Consider the following 15,102-nt stretch of genomic DNA (forward strand, 5'->3'; position numbering starts at 1 on the left):
ATGACACTGGAGCAATGGGGCACGGTTCAGGACAATTTGGCGCGGACGCTGGGCGAGAACAATTTCGCCACGTGGATCAAGCCACTCAAATTTGACGGCTACAAGGAAGGCGTCGCGGTTTTGCAGGCGCCAACGCATTTCGTCGGAAATTACGTTTCGCAGAATTTCGGGGACGCGATTCTTGCGGGGATCTCTCATATCGAGCCGGATGTGCGCCGCATCCAGTTCCGTGTCTCTCATGATCGCGCTGCGTCATCGCCTGCCTCCGCAACCGCACGTCCGTCCAAGCCTGCCGCCCCAGCCGACGCCTCCACTAATGGCGCCGATCTTTTGCCGAGCGCCCCTCTCGATTCCCGGCTCACCTTCGACAATTTCGTGGTCGGCAAGCCCAACGAACTTGCGAACGCGGCGGCGCGCCGGGTCGCCGAGGGCGGACCGGTCACCTTCAACCCGCTGTTCCTGCATGGCGGCGTGGGCCTTGGTAAGACCCACCTGATGCACGCCATCGCGCTGGAACTGCGCGCCCGCAATCCCGAGCTGAACGTTCTCTATCTCTCGGCCGAGCAGTTCATGTACCGCTTCGTCCAGGCGCTGCGTGACCGCCGCATGATGGATTTCAAGTCGCTCTTCCGTTCGGTCGACGTGCTCATGGTCGATGATGTCCAGTTCATCGCGGGCAAGGATTCCACGCAGGAAGAGTTCTTCCATACGTTCAACACGCTCGTGGATCAGAACAAGCAGATCGTCATCTCCGCCGACCGCGCCCCGGACGAGATCAAGGATATGGAGAACCGGATCCGCTCGCGCCTGCAATCGGGCCTTGTCGTGGATCTGCACCCGACCGATTACGAGCTGCGTCTCGGGATCCTGCAATCCAAGTGCGAAAGCCACGGGCAGCACTATCCCGATGTCGTCATTGAGGACGGCGTTCTGGCCTTCCTTGCGCACCGGATCTCGTCGAACGTGCGCGTGCTCGAAGGGGCACTGAACCGGCTTTATGCCTTCGCGTCGCTGGTGGGCAAACCGGTCACGCTGGAGCTGGCGCAGGATTGCCTGTCGGACGTGATCCGCGCGTCCGAGCGCAAGATCTCCGTCGAGGAAATCCAGCGCAAGGTCGCCGAGCATTATCATATCCGTCTGTCCGATCTGATCGGTCCGAAACGCGTGCGCAACTTCGCGCGTCCGCGCCAGGTGGCCATGTATCTCTGCAAGCAGATGACCGCCCGGTCCCTGCCCGATATCGGGCGCCGCTTCGGCGGGCGCGACCACACCACCGTCATGCACGGCGTGAAGCGGATCGAGGACCTGATGCGGTCGGATGCGCAGATTGCCGAAGACGTGGAATTGCTGCGCCGCGCGCTCGAGGAATGAGTCTCCGTCACCACAATTGACGCATAGCGGTCGCGTCCAGGCCCAGCGGCCTTGACGCCCCCGTGCAGACGTCGGACAAAACGGGAAACCTGACGGCGTGAGGACCTCCTCGCGCCGCATCGGTGTCTCTGGAGGGATAGATCATGAAAGTCAGCATGGAGCGCGGGGCTCTGCTCAAGGCGGTGAGCCAGGCCCAATCCGTGGTCGAGCGGCGCAACACCATTCCGATCCTCGCCAACGTGCTGATCGAGGCCGAAGGCGATACCGGGCAATTCCGCGCGACCGACCTCGATATCGAGGTGGTCGACAAGGCCCCGGCCCAGGTGGAGCGCGCAGGCGCCACGACGGTCTCGGCGGTGACGCTGCACGAAATCGTCCGTAAGTTGCCTGACGGCGCGCCCGTGACCCTGTCCGAGGACAGCGCGGCGGGGCGCCTCACGGTCGAGGCGGGTCGGTCGAACTTTTCGCTCGCGACGCTGCCCAAGGAAGACTTCCCGGTCATGGCGACCTCGGAATACGCCTCCAACTTCTCGATCAAGGCGGCCGTGCTGCGGCGGCTTTTCGACAAGTCGAAATTCGCGATCTCCACCGAAGAGACGCGCTACTACCTGAACGGCGTCTACATGCATGTCGCGGAAAGCGCGGATGGCCGGGTTTTGCGCTGCGTGGCCACCGATGGTCATCGCCTTGCGCGCATCGATGCGGATCTGCCCCTGGGTGCGGATGACATGCCGGGCGTGATCGTGCCGCGCAAGACCGTGGGCGAGCTGCGTAAGCTTCTCGACGATGATGACATGGATATCGCGGTGTCCGTCTCGGAGACCAAGGTGCGCTTCGCCACGCCCGACATCACCCTGACCTCCAAGGTCATCGACGGCACCTTCCCCGATTATACCCGCGTCATTCCGCAGGCGAATACGAAACGGCTGGAAGTGGATGCGTCCGAGTTCGCAAAGGCCGTGGACCGCGTTTCGACCGTCTCCTCCGAACGCTCCCGCGCGGTGAAGCTGCAACTTGACGAGGACCGGCTGGTCCTGTCGGTGAACGCGCCCGACAGCGGCGCCGCCGAAGAGGAACTCGCCGTGGCCTATGGCGACGAGCGGCTGGAGATCGGCTTCAACGCGAAATACCTGCTCGAGATCGCGAGCCAGGTCGACCGCGAGAATGCCGTGTTCATGTTCAACTCGGCAGGCGATCCGACGCTGATGCGCGAAGGCACCGACGAAAGCGCGGTCTACGTGGTCATGCCGATGCGGGTGTGATCCGCGACGCTCAAGACTGTCCATCAGGCCCCGTGCGCTGCGCGGGGCCTTTGCTTTTCCGGGCGGAGCGTCTTTAAAGCCGGATATGAACCTCGCTCTTCAGACGCTCACCCTGTCGCATTTCCGGTCGCATCGGCGGGCGGACATGGCCGTGGACACCCGGCCCGTCGCGATTTTCGGGCCGAATGGCGCGGGCAAGACGAACCTTCTGGAGGCCGTGTCGCTTTTCTCCCCGGGGCGAGGCATGCGGCGGGCCTCCGCGCAGGACATGGCGCGCAGGCCGGAGGCGCTGGGCTGGAAGATCTCAGGCATCGTGGCGGGGCCGCAGGGCCGGTCGGAGGTCGCGTTCCTGTCCGAGAACGGCCAGCCCCGACAGGTGCGCATCGATGACAAGTCGCAGCCGCAGACGCAGCTCGGTCGAATTGCCCGGGTGTTGTGGCTGGTGCCCTCCATGGATCGGCTGTGGATCGAGGGGGCGGAAGGGCGACGGCGCTTTCTCGACCGGATGACGCTGTCCTTCTTTCCCGATCACGCCGAGGCCAGCCTCGATTACGAGAAGGCCATGCGCGACCGCAACCGCCTGCTGAAGGACAATGTGCGCGATGCGCATTGGTATCGGGCCCTTGAGGCGCAGATGGCCCGCACCGGCGCCGTGATCGACGCGAACCGCCGCGTGGCCCTGGCCCGTCTTGCAGATGCGCAGGACGGGGCGGAGACGGCGTTTCCAACCGCCACGCTCGACCTAGTCCACGCAGATGGCGACCTGCCCGAAGGCGAGGCGGCGCTGAGCAATGCGCTGGCGGCCTCGCGCCCGCGGGACCTGATGGCCGGGCGAACCCTGGTCGGCCCGCATCGCGCGGACCTCGTCGGGACGTTCGCAGCCAAGGGCGTCTTGGCGGCGGATTGCTCCACAGGGGAGCAGAAGGCGCTTTTGATCTCGCTCATTCTGGCCAATGCGCGGGCCATCGCCGCCGATTTCGGTGCGCCGCCCCTTCTGCTCCTCGATGAGGTGGCCGCGCATCTCGATGCAGGGCGTCGGGCCGCGCTTTACGCGGAGGTCACGGCGCTTGGTGCGCAGGCCTGGATGACTGGGACGGGGCCCGAATTGTTCGCCGAACTGGGCGACCGCGCGCAATATATCGAGGTGACCGAGACGGCGGGCGAAAGCCGGGTGACCCAGAAGGAGCAACCATGACCCTCGGTCTGACCGAACTGACGCTTTATGCGGGCGCGCTTTTGATCCTGTTCCTGACACCCGGCCCGGTCTGGGTGGCCCTTGTCGCCCGCGCGCTGTCCGGCGGGTTCAACGCGGCCTGGCCACTGGCGCTGGGCGTGGTCGTGGGTGATATGCTCTGGCCCTTTCTGGCCATCCTCGGCGTCAGTTGGATCGTCTCGGTCTATGGCGGATTCATCGAGGCGTTGCGCTGGGTCGCGGCGGCCACGTTTTTCGTCATGGGGGCGCTCATCCTGCGCAATGCAGACACGGACCTCTCGGGCGATAGCCGCCTGACGCGGCCGGGCATGTGGGCGGGATTCGTCGCGGGACTTGCCGTCATCATCGGCAACCCGAAAGCGATCCTGTTCTACATGGGCATGCTGCCGGGCTTTTTTGACATCACCCGCGTGACATGGGCCGACATGGCCGTGATCTCGCTGATTTCGGCGTTCGTGCCGCTCGTTGGAAACCTTATGCTCGCCGTGTCGATCGACCGGGTGAAGCGGCTTTTGTCGAGCCCCGAGGCCGTGCGCCGGACCAATATAACGGCCGGATGTCTGCTGATCGGCGTGGGGTGCATTATCCCCTTCACCTGAGACGCAAAATCTGGGGCAATGGCGTGACATTCCCCACCAGAATTCGTATAAAATGCCGGACAAGAACAAGGAAAATTCCCATGGCAGAGAGCACCGGTGTGCCCGAAGAATACGGCGCTGGATCCATCAAGGTTCTCAAGGGCTTGGAGGCCGTGCGCAAGCGGCCCGGCATGTATATCGGCGACACCGATGACGGCTCCGGCCTGCACCACATGGTCTACGAGGTGGTCGATAACGGCATCGACGAGGCTTTGGCCGGTCACGCCACCCGCGTGAACGTCAAGCTGCACGCCGATAACAGCGTGTCGGTGTCCGATAACGGGCGCGGCATCCCGGTCGATATCCACGAGGAAGAGGGCGTCTCGGCGGCCGAGGTCATCATGACCCAGCTGCATGCGGGCGGGAAGTTCGACCAGAACTCTTACAAGGTCTCGGGCGGTCTGCACGGCGTGGGCGTCTCGGTGGTGAATGCGCTGTCCGATTGGCTGGAGCTGCGCATCTGGCGCAACGGGCGCGAGCATGTGGCCCGCTTCGAGCGGGGCGAGACGGTCGAGCATCTCAAGGAGGTGGGCGACGCAAACGGCCAGAAGGGCACCGAGGTGCGCTTCCTCGCGTCCACGACGACCTTCTCCAACCTCGATTACGACTTCCACATCCTGGAAAAGCGCCTGCGCGAACTCGCCTTCCTGAACTCCGGCGTGCGCATCGTTCTGGAGGATGAGCGCCCCGCCGAGCCCCTGCGCTCGGAGCTTTACTACGACGGCGGCGTCAAGGAATTCGTGAAGTATCTCGACCGCTCCAAGTCCCCGATGATCGAGGAGCCGATCTACATGACCGGCGAACGGGACGGGATCGGCGTCGAGGTCGCGATGTGGTGGAACGACAGCTACCACGAGAACGTCCTGCCCTTCACCAACAACATCCCGCAGCGCGATGGCGGCACGCATATGGCGGGCTTTCGCGGCGCGCTCACGCGGACGCTGACCAAGTATGCGCAGGAAAGCGGCATCGCCAAGCGCGAGAAGATCAGCTTCACCGGCGACGATGCGCGTGAGGGTCTGACCTGCGTCCTGTCGGTCAAAGTGCCCGATCCGAAATTCTCGTCCCAGACCAAGGACAAGCTCGTCTCGTCCGAAGTGCGCCCCGCCGTTGAAGGCCTGATGAACGAGAAGCTGTCGGAATGGTTCGAGGAGAACCCGAACGAAGCGAAGATGATCGTCGGCAAGATCGTCGAGGCGGCGATGGCGCGCGAAGCGGCCCGCAAGGCCCGCGAATTGACCCGCCGCAAGACGGCGATGGACGTGAATTACCTCGCGGGCAAGCTCAAGGATTGCTCCGAGAAGGACCCCGCCAAGACCGAGCTGTTCATCGTCGAGGGTGACAGCGCCGGCGGCTCTGCTCAGACCGGCCGCGACCGGGGCACGCAGGCGATCCTGCCGCTCAAGGGCAAGATCCTGAACGTGGAGCGCGCGCGCTTTGACCGGATGCTGTCCTCCCAGGAGATCGGCAACCTCGTCATGGCGCTGGGCACCGGGATCGGGCGCGACGAGTTCGACATCTCCAAGCTGCGCTACCACAAGATCGTTCTGATGACGGATGCCGACGTGGACGGCGCGCATATCCGCACGCTGCTTCTGACCTTCTTCTATCGCCAGATGCCTGAGCTGATCGAGGGCGGTTACCTCTACATCGCGCAGCCGCCGCTCTACAAAGTCTCGCGCGGCAAGTCCGAGGTCTATCTGAAGGACACGCCCGCGCTCGAGGATTACCTGATCCAGCAGGGCACCGAAGGCGCCATCCTGCAGCAGGGCAACGGCGAGGAAATCACCGGCACGGACCTCGTGCGCGTGGTGGACGAGGCGCGGCAATTGAAGCGTGTGCTCGATGCCTTCCCGACGCATTATCCGCGCCGCATCCTCGAACAGGCCGCGATTGCGGGTGCCTTCGTTCCGGGTGCGGTCGATGCGGACCTGCAGGGCGTTGCGAACCGCGTGGCCGAACGGCTCGACCTCATTGCCGTGGAATACGAGAAGGGCTGGCAGGGCCGCATCACCCAGGACCGCGGCATCCGCCTTGCCCGCATCCTGCGCGGGGTCGAGGAGGTGCGCACGCTTGACGGCACCATGCTCCGCTCGGGCGAGGCGCGCCGCACCGGCAGCTTCACCCAGGCACTGCAAGCCGTCTATGGCAGTCCCGCCTTCCTGCAGCGCAAGGACCGCCGTCAGGTGATCCACGGCCCGCTCGATCTGCTGGAGGCGATCCTCGAAGAGGGCGAGAAGGGTAACCAGCTGCAACGCTACAAGGGTCTGGGCGAAATGAACCCGAGCCAGCTTTGGGAGACGACGCTCGATCCTGATGCCCGCACGCTTCTGCGCGTCGAGGTTGAGGATATGGCCGAGGCGGACGATCTCTTCACCAAGCTGATGGGTGACGTGGTCGAGCCGCGCCGCGACTTCATCCAGCAGAATGCGCTGAGCGTGGAAAACCTCGACTTCTGAGGAATTGTAGGATTGCGCAATACCTTGCGCGATACCCAAAATCTTGCGCGATTTCCGCATAGGTTTGCGCGCCAGTCTTTTCAGCCAAAAATGCGCTCTCCCAAGGCAAGATTGGAAAATGATGGGCGTAGACAGCGCGCCCACGACATTTTGGCCACCGTCGCGTTTTCGCAACGTCAGGGACCAAAGCTGAAAGTGAACGTGCGGCGAGCTACAGATTGGTAGGCGTTTTGGGGGTCAGGCGAGCGGTCGTGCACTTCCGCCGGCATACAGGTTGTACGCTCTCTGATTTCGGAGGCCCGCCGAGCAGACCCCAACCCTCGAAAAGGGGGGTTATTCCCGTCTCGCCTTGCGCCCGCGGTAATTCGCAACGCGCAAGGCGGCGGGCGCGATCGAGAAGCGCGACAGCGTGGTCATCACAGGTCGGACAACGGACCGTCCGCCCGTCTGCTCGCGGACGACAATGTAAAGCCCCGAGGCGATCACCACGATGCTGCCGATCAGTGTCGAGTTATCGATTGTCTCGCCGAAGAGAAGCGCGCCAAATGCCGCGGCCCACAGGATTTGGCTGTAGTTCATGGGCGACACAACCGCTGCCTCGCCGGATCGGAAAGCGGCAATGACGGTCAGCTGCGCCGAGAAGTTCAAGGCGGCAACCAGCCCGAACAGCGCCAGGTGTTCAAGCGGTACTGGTTTGTAGACCGCGGGCAATGCCATCCCGGAAAGCACGAAGGCGGCCAGCATCGGATACAGCAGCAACACAGCGCTCCGCTCGACACCGGACACCTTGCGCCCGGACACCGCCGCCAGCGCGCCTCCGAAGGCGGCCCCGAACGCCGCGAGATGCCCGAGTCCCAGCTCGGTGCTGCTTCCCGGCCGAAGGATGATGAGCACGCCTGCAAACCCAACCAGGATTGCCACGAGCCGATGCGCCCCCAGCCGCTCGCCGAGGATGGGCCATGCAAGCAGGGTGATCATCAGTGGTGCGGTGAACAAAAGGCTGTAGACTTGGGCCAGCGGCAAAACGGCGAAGGCGTAGAATGCGCAGATCGAGTTCAGGATATAGCCTACCACGCGCAACCCCACCCAGAGCGGGCGGCGCGGTCTGAGGCTCGCTTCCGCCGGGTCGCTCATCAGCATCAACAGCGTGATCGGAAAACCGAACAGCACCAGGAAGAAGAGCGTCTGCAGCGGTGCATAGGTTTGCCCCAGCACCTTGATGACGATGTCATTCGTGGCATAGATCGCGTAGCCAAGCAGACCCAAGAGCGCGCCCTTGAGATTGGGGGTAAGGGCCTGCATGACGGGGTCTCCTTGAGAGGTGCCTGTGTTTCCAGGCAGCCACGTCGAATCGCGTGTGATCCCCCTCTACGCCTGCGTTTTGGGATGATCAACGCGGGCTTTTTGGCCCGGGTCAAAGCGGCGGTTTGCAGCGTGGTAATCAGCGTCCCGTCACTTGAACGAAACCTCAATCGCCGAGAAAGCTAATGTTTCACATCTGGCGTTCGTGTGGGGATCTTGATTCATCTGGCAGCTGAATCCAGGGCGAGGATTTTGGGCGGACAGCCGCCATTCGCTGCAAGTTGCACCAAAGTCCGCTGTGTGGACCGATTGGGGAGCAGGCGCACGCCACGTACTCGGCTGCAAGCAGGGTCCCTTTGCGCGTTTCGATCCAGATGATGTCGCGCACGCTGGGTGTGTCCCGCAGCGGACTCTATGCCTATCACAGCCGCTGCCCGAGTGCCCGGCAGGTTGTCGATGAGACACTGACCAAACGGATCGCGGCGATCCACAAGGCATCAAAAGAGACCTATGGAGCGCCCTGCTTTCAACCCGAGTTGGCCGATGAGGGCGTCTTTGTCGGTCGCAAGCGCATCGAGCGGCTGATGCAAGCCAAGGGCTTGAAGGGTGTCCGCCGCCGCAAGTTCATAGTGACTACAGAGCGCGATCCGAGGGCGCGCCCGGCAACTGATCTGGTTGACCGCAACTTCTATGCCGATGCGCCTAACCTGCTGTGGGTGGCCGACATCACCTTCGTGCCGACTTGGGCGGGCTTTCTGTATCTTGCGGTGGTGCTCGATGCCTTCAGCCGTCGTGTCATCGGCTGGGCCATGGGCACCCGGCAGAGAAGAACCCAGCTGGTGCTCGATGCGATGAACATGGCGGTCGCACAGCGCAAACCTGTTAGCGTCATCCATCATAGCGACCAGGGCTCGTAACACACATCCGTGGCCTTCGGGCTCAGTTGCAAGGAAATGGGCGTCCGAACATCCATGGGTTCGGTCGGCGATTGCTACGATAACGCGATGTGCGAGAGCTTCTTCGCCACCCTTTTGCAAACTCCTCGATCGCCGGAAGTTCAAAACCGTGGCTGAGGCCCGTGTCGCCTGCTTCGAGTTCATCGAAGGCTGGTACAACCCCTCGCGCCGCCATTCGGCTTTGGGATACAAGTCACCAATCAATTACGAAAGGGCCGCCGCTGAAGGGCTGGAAACTGAAAGCCCATAACCGTCCACGAGAGTGAACTCCAACTCCACTCAAACGCATCGACTGCCAAGCTAAAGGCGAGGCTATAAGAGCTGTCCCGCATATGCCCGTTATAGTCGATCCAGTCCGGCACGACGGTCGATTTGAAGTGGAAAAGCTTGCTCATGAGTCAGCAATCGCGACTGTACGTTTCAGGATGTCGACGCCCTGTGTTTTCCAGAAATGCAGGAGATCGATGAATATCCAATTCTCGGCAAGCTTTTTGCCATCCCGGCGGTAAATATCGATGACCCGCATCTCTCCGGGCCTGTCTGACCCAGGCATGCCCATGAAACCGCCTGAATGGCGCGCGGTGAAATTTGGCCAGCCGAAGAAGCCTCCATAATGCCCCTCTGCGAGCCGAGCGAGGTGGCGGGTCTTCGATCGGTCCTTGAAGGCCGCACGGAATGGGCCGGAATGTTGCTTTGCGTAGCGTTCGATCGTGTAGGTCGCGCCGATGCCTGCAGGCCCCCACCATACCATATCGTCAGTCCAGCTCTGGGCCAGCTCCTCCTCAAGCGGGAGACCTGATTGCCATGTGCCCAAATCGCCGATCATCGCGTTGATCGTGGCGAGCGTCGCCTGGCCTTCGGCATCGAGGGCGTCATCAAAAAGCAATCCATCGTGCGTCAGTGGGCCGGGCTGTACCAGGTGGGCCGCGGTCTGAGGTGGAAAGGGATTGAGCCCGGCCTGCATCATCAGGTGCGGGATGTCGAAGTACATCGCTGTCTCTGCGATGCGTTCGTTCTCAATCCGGTTGAACTCGCAGTAACGCAAGAAAACCATTTTTCCGGTCGGTGCGATGCCCAGCCATGGCCGGTCGAATAGCCCCATCAGGTGGCCCATCGACACCACCCAGGTGCCGGTGAATCCGTCAATCTCGTTCTTGCCGGCAAAGAATATGTCCTGCCGACGTTGCATGCGGCTCAGCGACAGGCGCAGCGGTTTCCAGAACTGCTCCGCCACAGCTTCTGCCCCGGTCAGTTCGTCGAACGGGTGAAAGCCTCGCCACAACGCATCGGTGGCCATGAATTCGGACAAAACATGGCCGATTCGGTTAGGAGATGCGCGCTCCAACGCTGAATACAGCGCGCGGACCAACCGTTTTTCTTTCTGAAAACTCATCATGAATCCCGCATGTTGCATACGATTGCAAAAAAACGTTGCCATACTGGTCGAAGCGAGTCTATCGTTTTTGAAAACGTATGCAAAATTTGCCAGCCATGTCTCAAGGGGGCTCAGATGGCCGAAATACAGCTCCGAAATGTCTGTAAGCGGTGGGGGGGATTTGTCGGGGTCGATAATTTCGATCTGACGATCGCCGACCGTGAGTTCCTGGTGCTGCTGGGTCCGTCAGGTTGTGGCAAGACCACAACGATGCGGATGATCGCGGGTCTTGAGGATCCGTCGGATGGTGAGATCTGGATCGGCGATCGCAAGGTCAACGACTTGGAGCCCAAGGACCGCGATGTCGCGATGGTGTTCCAGAGCTACGCGCTTTACCCGAACCTGAATGTCTACGAGAACATCCGCTTTCCTCTGAAGGTGCGCGGCGTCGACCGTTCGACCCACGACGAAAAGGTGCGACGCGCCAGCGCTATGGTTGAACTGGACGATTTTCTGCACCGCAAGCCGGCGGAACTGTCCGGCGGTCAGCGCCAGCGCGTGGCTCTGGCTCGCGCCATCGTTCGTGAACCCAACGTGTTCCTGATGGATGAGCCGCTGTCGAATCTCGACGCCAAGCTCAGGGTCTCGACCCGGGCGCAAATCAAGAACCTGTCCCACGAATTATCCGTCACCACAATCTACGTCACTCACGACCAGATCGAAGCCATGACGCTGGCCGACCGCGTGGTGGTGATGAAGAAAGGCATCGTCCAGCAGGTGGGCAGCCCGACTGAGATTTATGACTTCCCTGCCAACACCTTCGTTGCCAGCTTCATCGGATCGCCGGCGATGAACCTGATCGAAGGTTCTGCCGCGAATGGCTGCTTCACCGCGCCGGAGACCCGCATCGACGGGCTTTCCGCGCCGGACGGCACGGTCACGCTGGGCTTCCGAGCAGAGGATGCGCGGGTGGTCGAAAGCGGTGGGCAGATCAACGCGCCGATCTACACGCTCGAATTGCTGGGTGACGCAACCATGGTCACGGTGCGTCTGGGTAGGACGTTGGTCAGCGTGCGCGCTGACAAGGGGTTCCGTGCCGAGATCGGCGATATGGCCTCGATCCAAGTGCCCATCGACCATTGCCACCTGTTCGACGGCCAAACCGGCCAGCGTATCGGGAATTGATAAACTTTCTCTCTCGGGGTGACCCGAGGGCAGTCAGCGGACGCGTGATTGCAGGGCGTGTCCACCCAACAGAAACGCAGGGAGAATGACATGTTTCTGAAGAAGATTGCGACGACCGGCCTGTTTGTAAGCTTGATGTCCAGCGCTGCCTTTGCCGAAGGGCATGGCGCAATGTGCGGTCCTGAGGGCCAATCGATCCGCATCCTCGCCTCGGACTTTCCGGCGATCCATGCCGTGGTCGACGAGGCCGAGAAGAACTGCGGCGCACAGGCCGAGGAATTCACCCGCAACCACACTACTGAAGCGCGCCAGATCATGAATGCGGCGCTCACGCCCGACCCTGCGGAATATACTTCGGTGATCGTTGCCAACGCGACCCTCACACAGCTGATGAACGATGGCCTCGTTCGCCCGCTGAACGATCTGGTTGAGAAATACGGTCAAAACCTGCCGCAAAACCTGCTGATCACCCTCGACGGCAATGTCATGGCGGTGGCGTTCATGGCCAACGCGCAGCATCTCTTTTCACGCAAGGACATCCTGGCTGAGGTCGGTATTGACGAAATCCCCTCCACCTATGACGAGGTCATCGCTGCGGCAAAAGCGATCCGCGAGGCCGGGATCATGGAACATCCCATTGTGATGAACATGAAGACCGGCTGGAACGTGGGCGAGTCCTTTAACCTCGTGTTCATGGCGCATGGCGGTGAATTCTTTGAACCAGGCACGGCAGAGCCTGCGATTAACAGCCCTGAGGGGGTTGCCGCGCTAAATACCCTCAAAGAGCTCGTCGAATACGCGCACCCCGATCATCTGACGCAAGCCTCCAATGAGACCCAAGGTCTGTGGGAGGCAGGGCAGGCAGCACTGGGGATCATGTGGGGCTCGCGGGGCGCGCCGATCCTCGACGATGAAGGTTCGACCGACGAAATCACCGCCAACACGGTTCTGTCCGCGGCACCGACGGCCGAACCCGGTGGCGTGCCCGGCGCGACCCTGTGGTGGGATGGATTCACCATCTCCACCAACGTCTCCGACGCAGAGGCCGAAGCCACCTTTGCCGCGCTGGCCAGCGCAATGAACGCGGATATGGTCGCGGCGAACAACGACGACGCGGTCTGGCTACTGGACGGCTTTAAGCCGGGACCCGCCGCGGCGGGTGTCGCCGCTACTGCTCAGGGCGGTGCACAGCCTTACCCGATGATCCCGCAGATCGGGCTGATGCATAACGCTCTCGGGTCCGAGCTGGCCGATTTCCTGAAGGGCGGGGAGAGCGCCGAGAAAGCGCTTGGCGATGTCGAGGCCGCTTATGTGACCGCAGCAAAGGAAGCGGGCTTTCTCAAGTAACCGCCTCACGGGAGGGGCGCCTGCGCGCCCCTTCCACCCTCTTTCCAAGCCTCATCCGGGACGTACGCCATGAAGCATCGCACCTTTTTCTGGTTCATCCTGCCGACACTCTCGGCGATGATCCTCTTCATCGCATTGCCCATCGTCTCCGTTTTCGTTCAATCCCTGTTCGTCGAGCATGAACAGGTGCAGGTGGTCTCCGAGAGCTGCGGTCCGTTCGGCTGCACTGAAACCACTTCGATCGACCTCGAAGCCACCCAAAAACTCCGCGAGGAGCAACCGTTGGGCCGGTTCAATGGTCTGAACACCTATTTCAACCGTTCGCATCTTGCGATTTCCGACATTGGTGAGGCCTGGTCGGCTTCGAGCAGCTTGGGGGAGTTCTGGCGCGAGGTTTATAACCTACCGTTCTACAACGCGCTCACTTTCACGCTGGCGTATACCTTCATTGTAACGCCGCTGGTGCTCATCCTGGGCCTCGCGATTGCCGTGGGCGTGAACAATCTCCCCCGCGCATTCAAGGGATTTGCAATCTTCATTTCTCTTCTGCCGTTCCTGGTCACCCCGCTGGTCGGTTCGTTGATCCTGTTTTGGATGGTGGACGTGGACGGCGTGATCGGAGCGACGATCCAGAACATTTTCAACGATCCGTCGCTCAGTCTCAAAGCCTCGACCCCGCTGATGTGGACCATGTTGATGGTCTACGGCGTCTGGCACACTCTGCCGTTCAGCTTCATCACATTCTACGCGGGCTTGCAGACCGTTCCCGAGGATACGTTGGAGGCGGCGAAGATCGACGGCGCCTCGAAATGGCAAAGCCTGATCCACGTGATCGTGCCGCATCTAATGCCATTGGTGTCTTTCGTGACGCTGATGCTCATCATGGACAACTTCCGCGTCTTTGAACCGATCGTAAGTTTCTCTGCCGAGGCCCATGCAAGGTCACTGAGCTGGATCATCTTCAACGACCTGCGTGAAAGCGGCAATCCGCTCTACGCTTCCGCGGGCGCGACCTCACTGCTCACGATCATTCTGGTGGTGATCCTGATGATGCCCGTCCTGGTCCGCACATGGCGTGACTTCACCCGTAAAGCCCACTGAGGAGTCGATCATGGCAACCGCAGCTCAATCCCGCCTGACCCCACTCAAGATCGCCTCCTTCGGCCTTGTCCTGCTCTGGCTCATTATCGCGGCGTTCCCGTTTTTCTGGACCTTCTGGGGCAGTTTCAAGGTGCAGGCGGACTTCCTGTCCAAGGCTGACTGGATGAACGCGATCAGAGGCACGAACACCATTGCACAAACCGGCAGTGCCTTCACCACCGAGGCGTATCGCGGTGCCTGGATCGACGAAAGCTTCTGGTTTAATTTCAAGAACACCGGGATCGTCGTATTCTTCACAGTGATAATCTCTCTGACCTTCGGAACGCTGGGTGGGTATGCTCTGGCTCGGTCCGGTTTCCGTTATGCATTCTGGATCCTGATGGCCGCGCTTGTGTTCCGCGCCATGCCTCATATCACGCTCGTCTCGGGCTACCTGCTGTGGTTCTTCGAGTGGAACGTCTGGGGCATCCTGCCAACGACCATCATCGTGCTCGTGGCGATCAATCAGCCCTTCACGCTCTGGATGCTGCACTCGTTCTTCAAGAACATCCCAAAGGATATGGACGAAAGTGCCATGGTCGATGGCTGCACCCGGTTTCAGGCGTTCCGGCATGTGATCGTGCCGGTCATGTGGCCGGGCGTCATCACCACGGGGCTGTTCAGCTTCCTGCTCGCCTACAATGACTTCACCGTGACCGTGATGCTTCTGAGCGAGCAGAACGAGACAATCATCCCTGCCATCAACAGCTTCATGGGCACGACGCAGGTCGAAGGCAAAGTGATGTACGCCGTCGCCGCCGTCGTCTCGGCCACTGCGCCCCTGTTCGTGCTGATCCTGTTCTTCCAGCGCCAGATCGTCAGCGGACTGACCGCGGGCGCCGTGAAGGGGTAAA

General features: G+C 61.5%; 11 protein-coding genes and 1 pseudogene. 10 read left to right on the forward strand and 2 right to left on the reverse strand.

Features of this window, described 5'->3' with window-relative positions; all coding sequences use genetic code 11:
* The 5 genes from dnaA (at window position 1) to gyrB (ending at window position 6,943) form a co-directional block, all read left to right on the forward strand.
* The gene (gene dnaA, locus FIV09_RS00005) at window positions 1–1,371 is read left to right on the forward strand and encodes a chromosomal replication initiator protein DnaA (protein ID WP_152448061.1); all 1,371 of its coding nucleotides are present in this window, start codon (window positions 1–3) and stop codon (window positions 1,369–1,371) included.
* 143 nt (window positions 1,372–1,514) lie between these two features.
* Window positions 1,515–2,633, forward strand: a complete 1,119-nt coding sequence (gene dnaN / locus FIV09_RS00010; RefSeq protein WP_152448062.1) for a DNA polymerase III subunit beta — start codon at window positions 1,515–1,517, stop codon at window positions 2,631–2,633.
* 85 nt (window positions 2,634–2,718) lie between these two features.
* The gene (recF, locus tag FIV09_RS00015; RefSeq protein WP_152448063.1) at window positions 2,719–3,828 is read left to right on the forward strand and encodes a DNA replication/repair protein RecF; all 1,110 of its coding nucleotides are present in this window, start codon (window positions 2,719–2,721) and stop codon (window positions 3,826–3,828) included.
* Complete coding sequence (locus FIV09_RS00020) at window positions 3,825–4,445, forward strand: LysE family translocator (RefSeq protein WP_152448064.1); 621 nt, start codon at window positions 3,825–3,827, stop codon at window positions 4,443–4,445. Before recF ends, FIV09_RS00020 begins: the two co-directional genes overlap by 4 nt.
* An 80-nt stretch (window positions 4,446–4,525) precedes the next feature.
* Window positions 4,526–6,943 carry a DNA topoisomerase (ATP-hydrolyzing) subunit B gene (gene gyrB / locus FIV09_RS00025; protein WP_152448065.1) on the forward strand — a complete coding sequence of 806 codons (2,418 nt, stop codon included), beginning with the start codon at window positions 4,526–4,528 and terminating at the stop codon, window positions 6,941–6,943.
* Between the two features lie 333 nt (window positions 6,944–7,276).
* Here the strand turns inward: gyrB and FIV09_RS00030 are convergent, their stop codons facing one another.
* Complete coding sequence (locus tag FIV09_RS00030) at window positions 7,277–8,245, reverse strand: DMT family transporter (RefSeq protein WP_152448066.1); 969 nt, start codon at window positions 8,243–8,245, stop codon at window positions 7,277–7,279.
* Window positions 8,246–8,565: 320 nt separating this feature from the next.
* On the opposite strand from FIV09_RS00030, the pseudogene FIV09_RS00035 reads away from it, so the two are divergent.
* Window positions 8,566–9,451, forward strand: a pseudogene (locus FIV09_RS00035) (IS3 family transposase); the annotation flags it as partial.
* 141 nt (window positions 9,452–9,592) lie between these two features.
* Here FIV09_RS00035 and FIV09_RS00050 read toward each other — a convergent pair.
* Window positions 9,593–10,597, reverse strand: coding sequence for an ester cyclase (locus FIV09_RS00050; RefSeq protein WP_152452247.1), 1,005 nt, complete (start codon window positions 10,595–10,597; stop codon window positions 9,593–9,595).
* Window positions 10,598–10,711: 114 nt separating this feature from the next.
* Here FIV09_RS00050 and FIV09_RS00055 point away from each other — a divergent pair, with 114 nt between their 5' ends.
* The 4 genes from FIV09_RS00055 to FIV09_RS00070 all read left to right on the forward strand — a co-directional run bounded on the left by FIV09_RS00055 (window position 10,712) and on the right by FIV09_RS00070 (window position 15,101).
* On the forward strand, window positions 10,712–11,761 hold the full coding sequence (locus FIV09_RS00055; RefSeq protein ID WP_152448069.1) for an ABC transporter ATP-binding protein: 1,050 nt from the start codon (window positions 10,712–10,714) through the stop codon (window positions 11,759–11,761).
* A gap of 90 nt (window positions 11,762–11,851) precedes the next feature.
* Window positions 11,852–13,108 (forward strand): ABC transporter substrate-binding protein, encoded by a 1,257-nt coding sequence (locus tag FIV09_RS00060; protein ID WP_152448070.1) that lies wholly within the window; start codon window positions 11,852–11,854, stop codon window positions 13,106–13,108.
* Between the two features lie 69 nt (window positions 13,109–13,177).
* Window positions 13,178–14,209 carry a carbohydrate ABC transporter permease gene (locus FIV09_RS00065; RefSeq protein WP_152448071.1) on the forward strand — a complete coding sequence of 344 codons (1,032 nt, stop codon included), beginning with the start codon at window positions 13,178–13,180 and terminating at the stop codon, window positions 14,207–14,209.
* Window positions 14,210–14,219: 10 nt separating this feature from the next.
* Entirely contained in the window at window positions 14,220–15,101 is an 882-nt protein-coding gene (locus FIV09_RS00070) for a carbohydrate ABC transporter permease (protein ID WP_152448072.1), read from the forward strand.
* Window position 15,102 lies beyond the last annotated feature (1 nt).

This window comes from Roseivivax sp. THAF197b (genome assembly GCF_009363255.1).
GTDB lineage: Bacteria > Pseudomonadota > Alphaproteobacteria > Rhodobacterales > Rhodobacteraceae > Roseivivax.

What these genes read in the sequence shown, in the direction of transcription:
- FIV09_RS00030 (WP_152448066.1), bottom strand. Translation starts at nt 8,245, where the DNA reads ATGCAGGCCCTTACCCCCAATCTCAAGGGCGCGCTCTTGGGTCTGCTT.
- FIV09_RS00055 (WP_152448069.1), top strand. Translation starts at nt 10,712, where the DNA reads ATGGCCGAAATACAGCTCCGAAATGTCTGTAAGCGGTGGGGGGGATTT.
- FIV09_RS00050 (WP_152452247.1), bottom strand. Translation starts at nt 10,597, where the DNA reads ATGATGAGTTTTCAGAAAGAAAAACGGTTGGTCCGCGCGCTGTATTCA.
- dnaN (WP_152448062.1), top strand. Translation starts at nt 1,515, where the DNA reads ATGAAAGTCAGCATGGAGCGCGGGGCTCTGCTCAAGGCGGTGAGCCAG.
- FIV09_RS00070 (WP_152448072.1), top strand. Translation starts at nt 14,220, where the DNA reads ATGGCAACCGCAGCTCAATCCCGCCTGACCCCACTCAAGATCGCCTCC.
- dnaA (WP_152448061.1), top strand. Translation starts at nt 1, where the DNA reads ATGACACTGGAGCAATGGGGCACGGTTCAGGACAATTTGGCGCGGACG.
- FIV09_RS00065 (WP_152448071.1), top strand. Translation starts at nt 13,178, where the DNA reads ATGAAGCATCGCACCTTTTTCTGGTTCATCCTGCCGACACTCTCGGCG.
- recF (WP_152448063.1), top strand. Translation starts at nt 2,719, where the DNA reads ATGAACCTCGCTCTTCAGACGCTCACCCTGTCGCATTTCCGGTCGCAT.
- FIV09_RS00020 (WP_152448064.1), top strand. Translation starts at nt 3,825, where the DNA reads ATGACCCTCGGTCTGACCGAACTGACGCTTTATGCGGGCGCGCTTTTG.
- gyrB (WP_152448065.1), top strand. Translation starts at nt 4,526, where the DNA reads ATGGCAGAGAGCACCGGTGTGCCCGAAGAATACGGCGCTGGATCCATC.
- FIV09_RS00060 (WP_152448070.1), top strand. Translation starts at nt 11,852, where the DNA reads ATGTTTCTGAAGAAGATTGCGACGACCGGCCTGTTTGTAAGCTTGATG.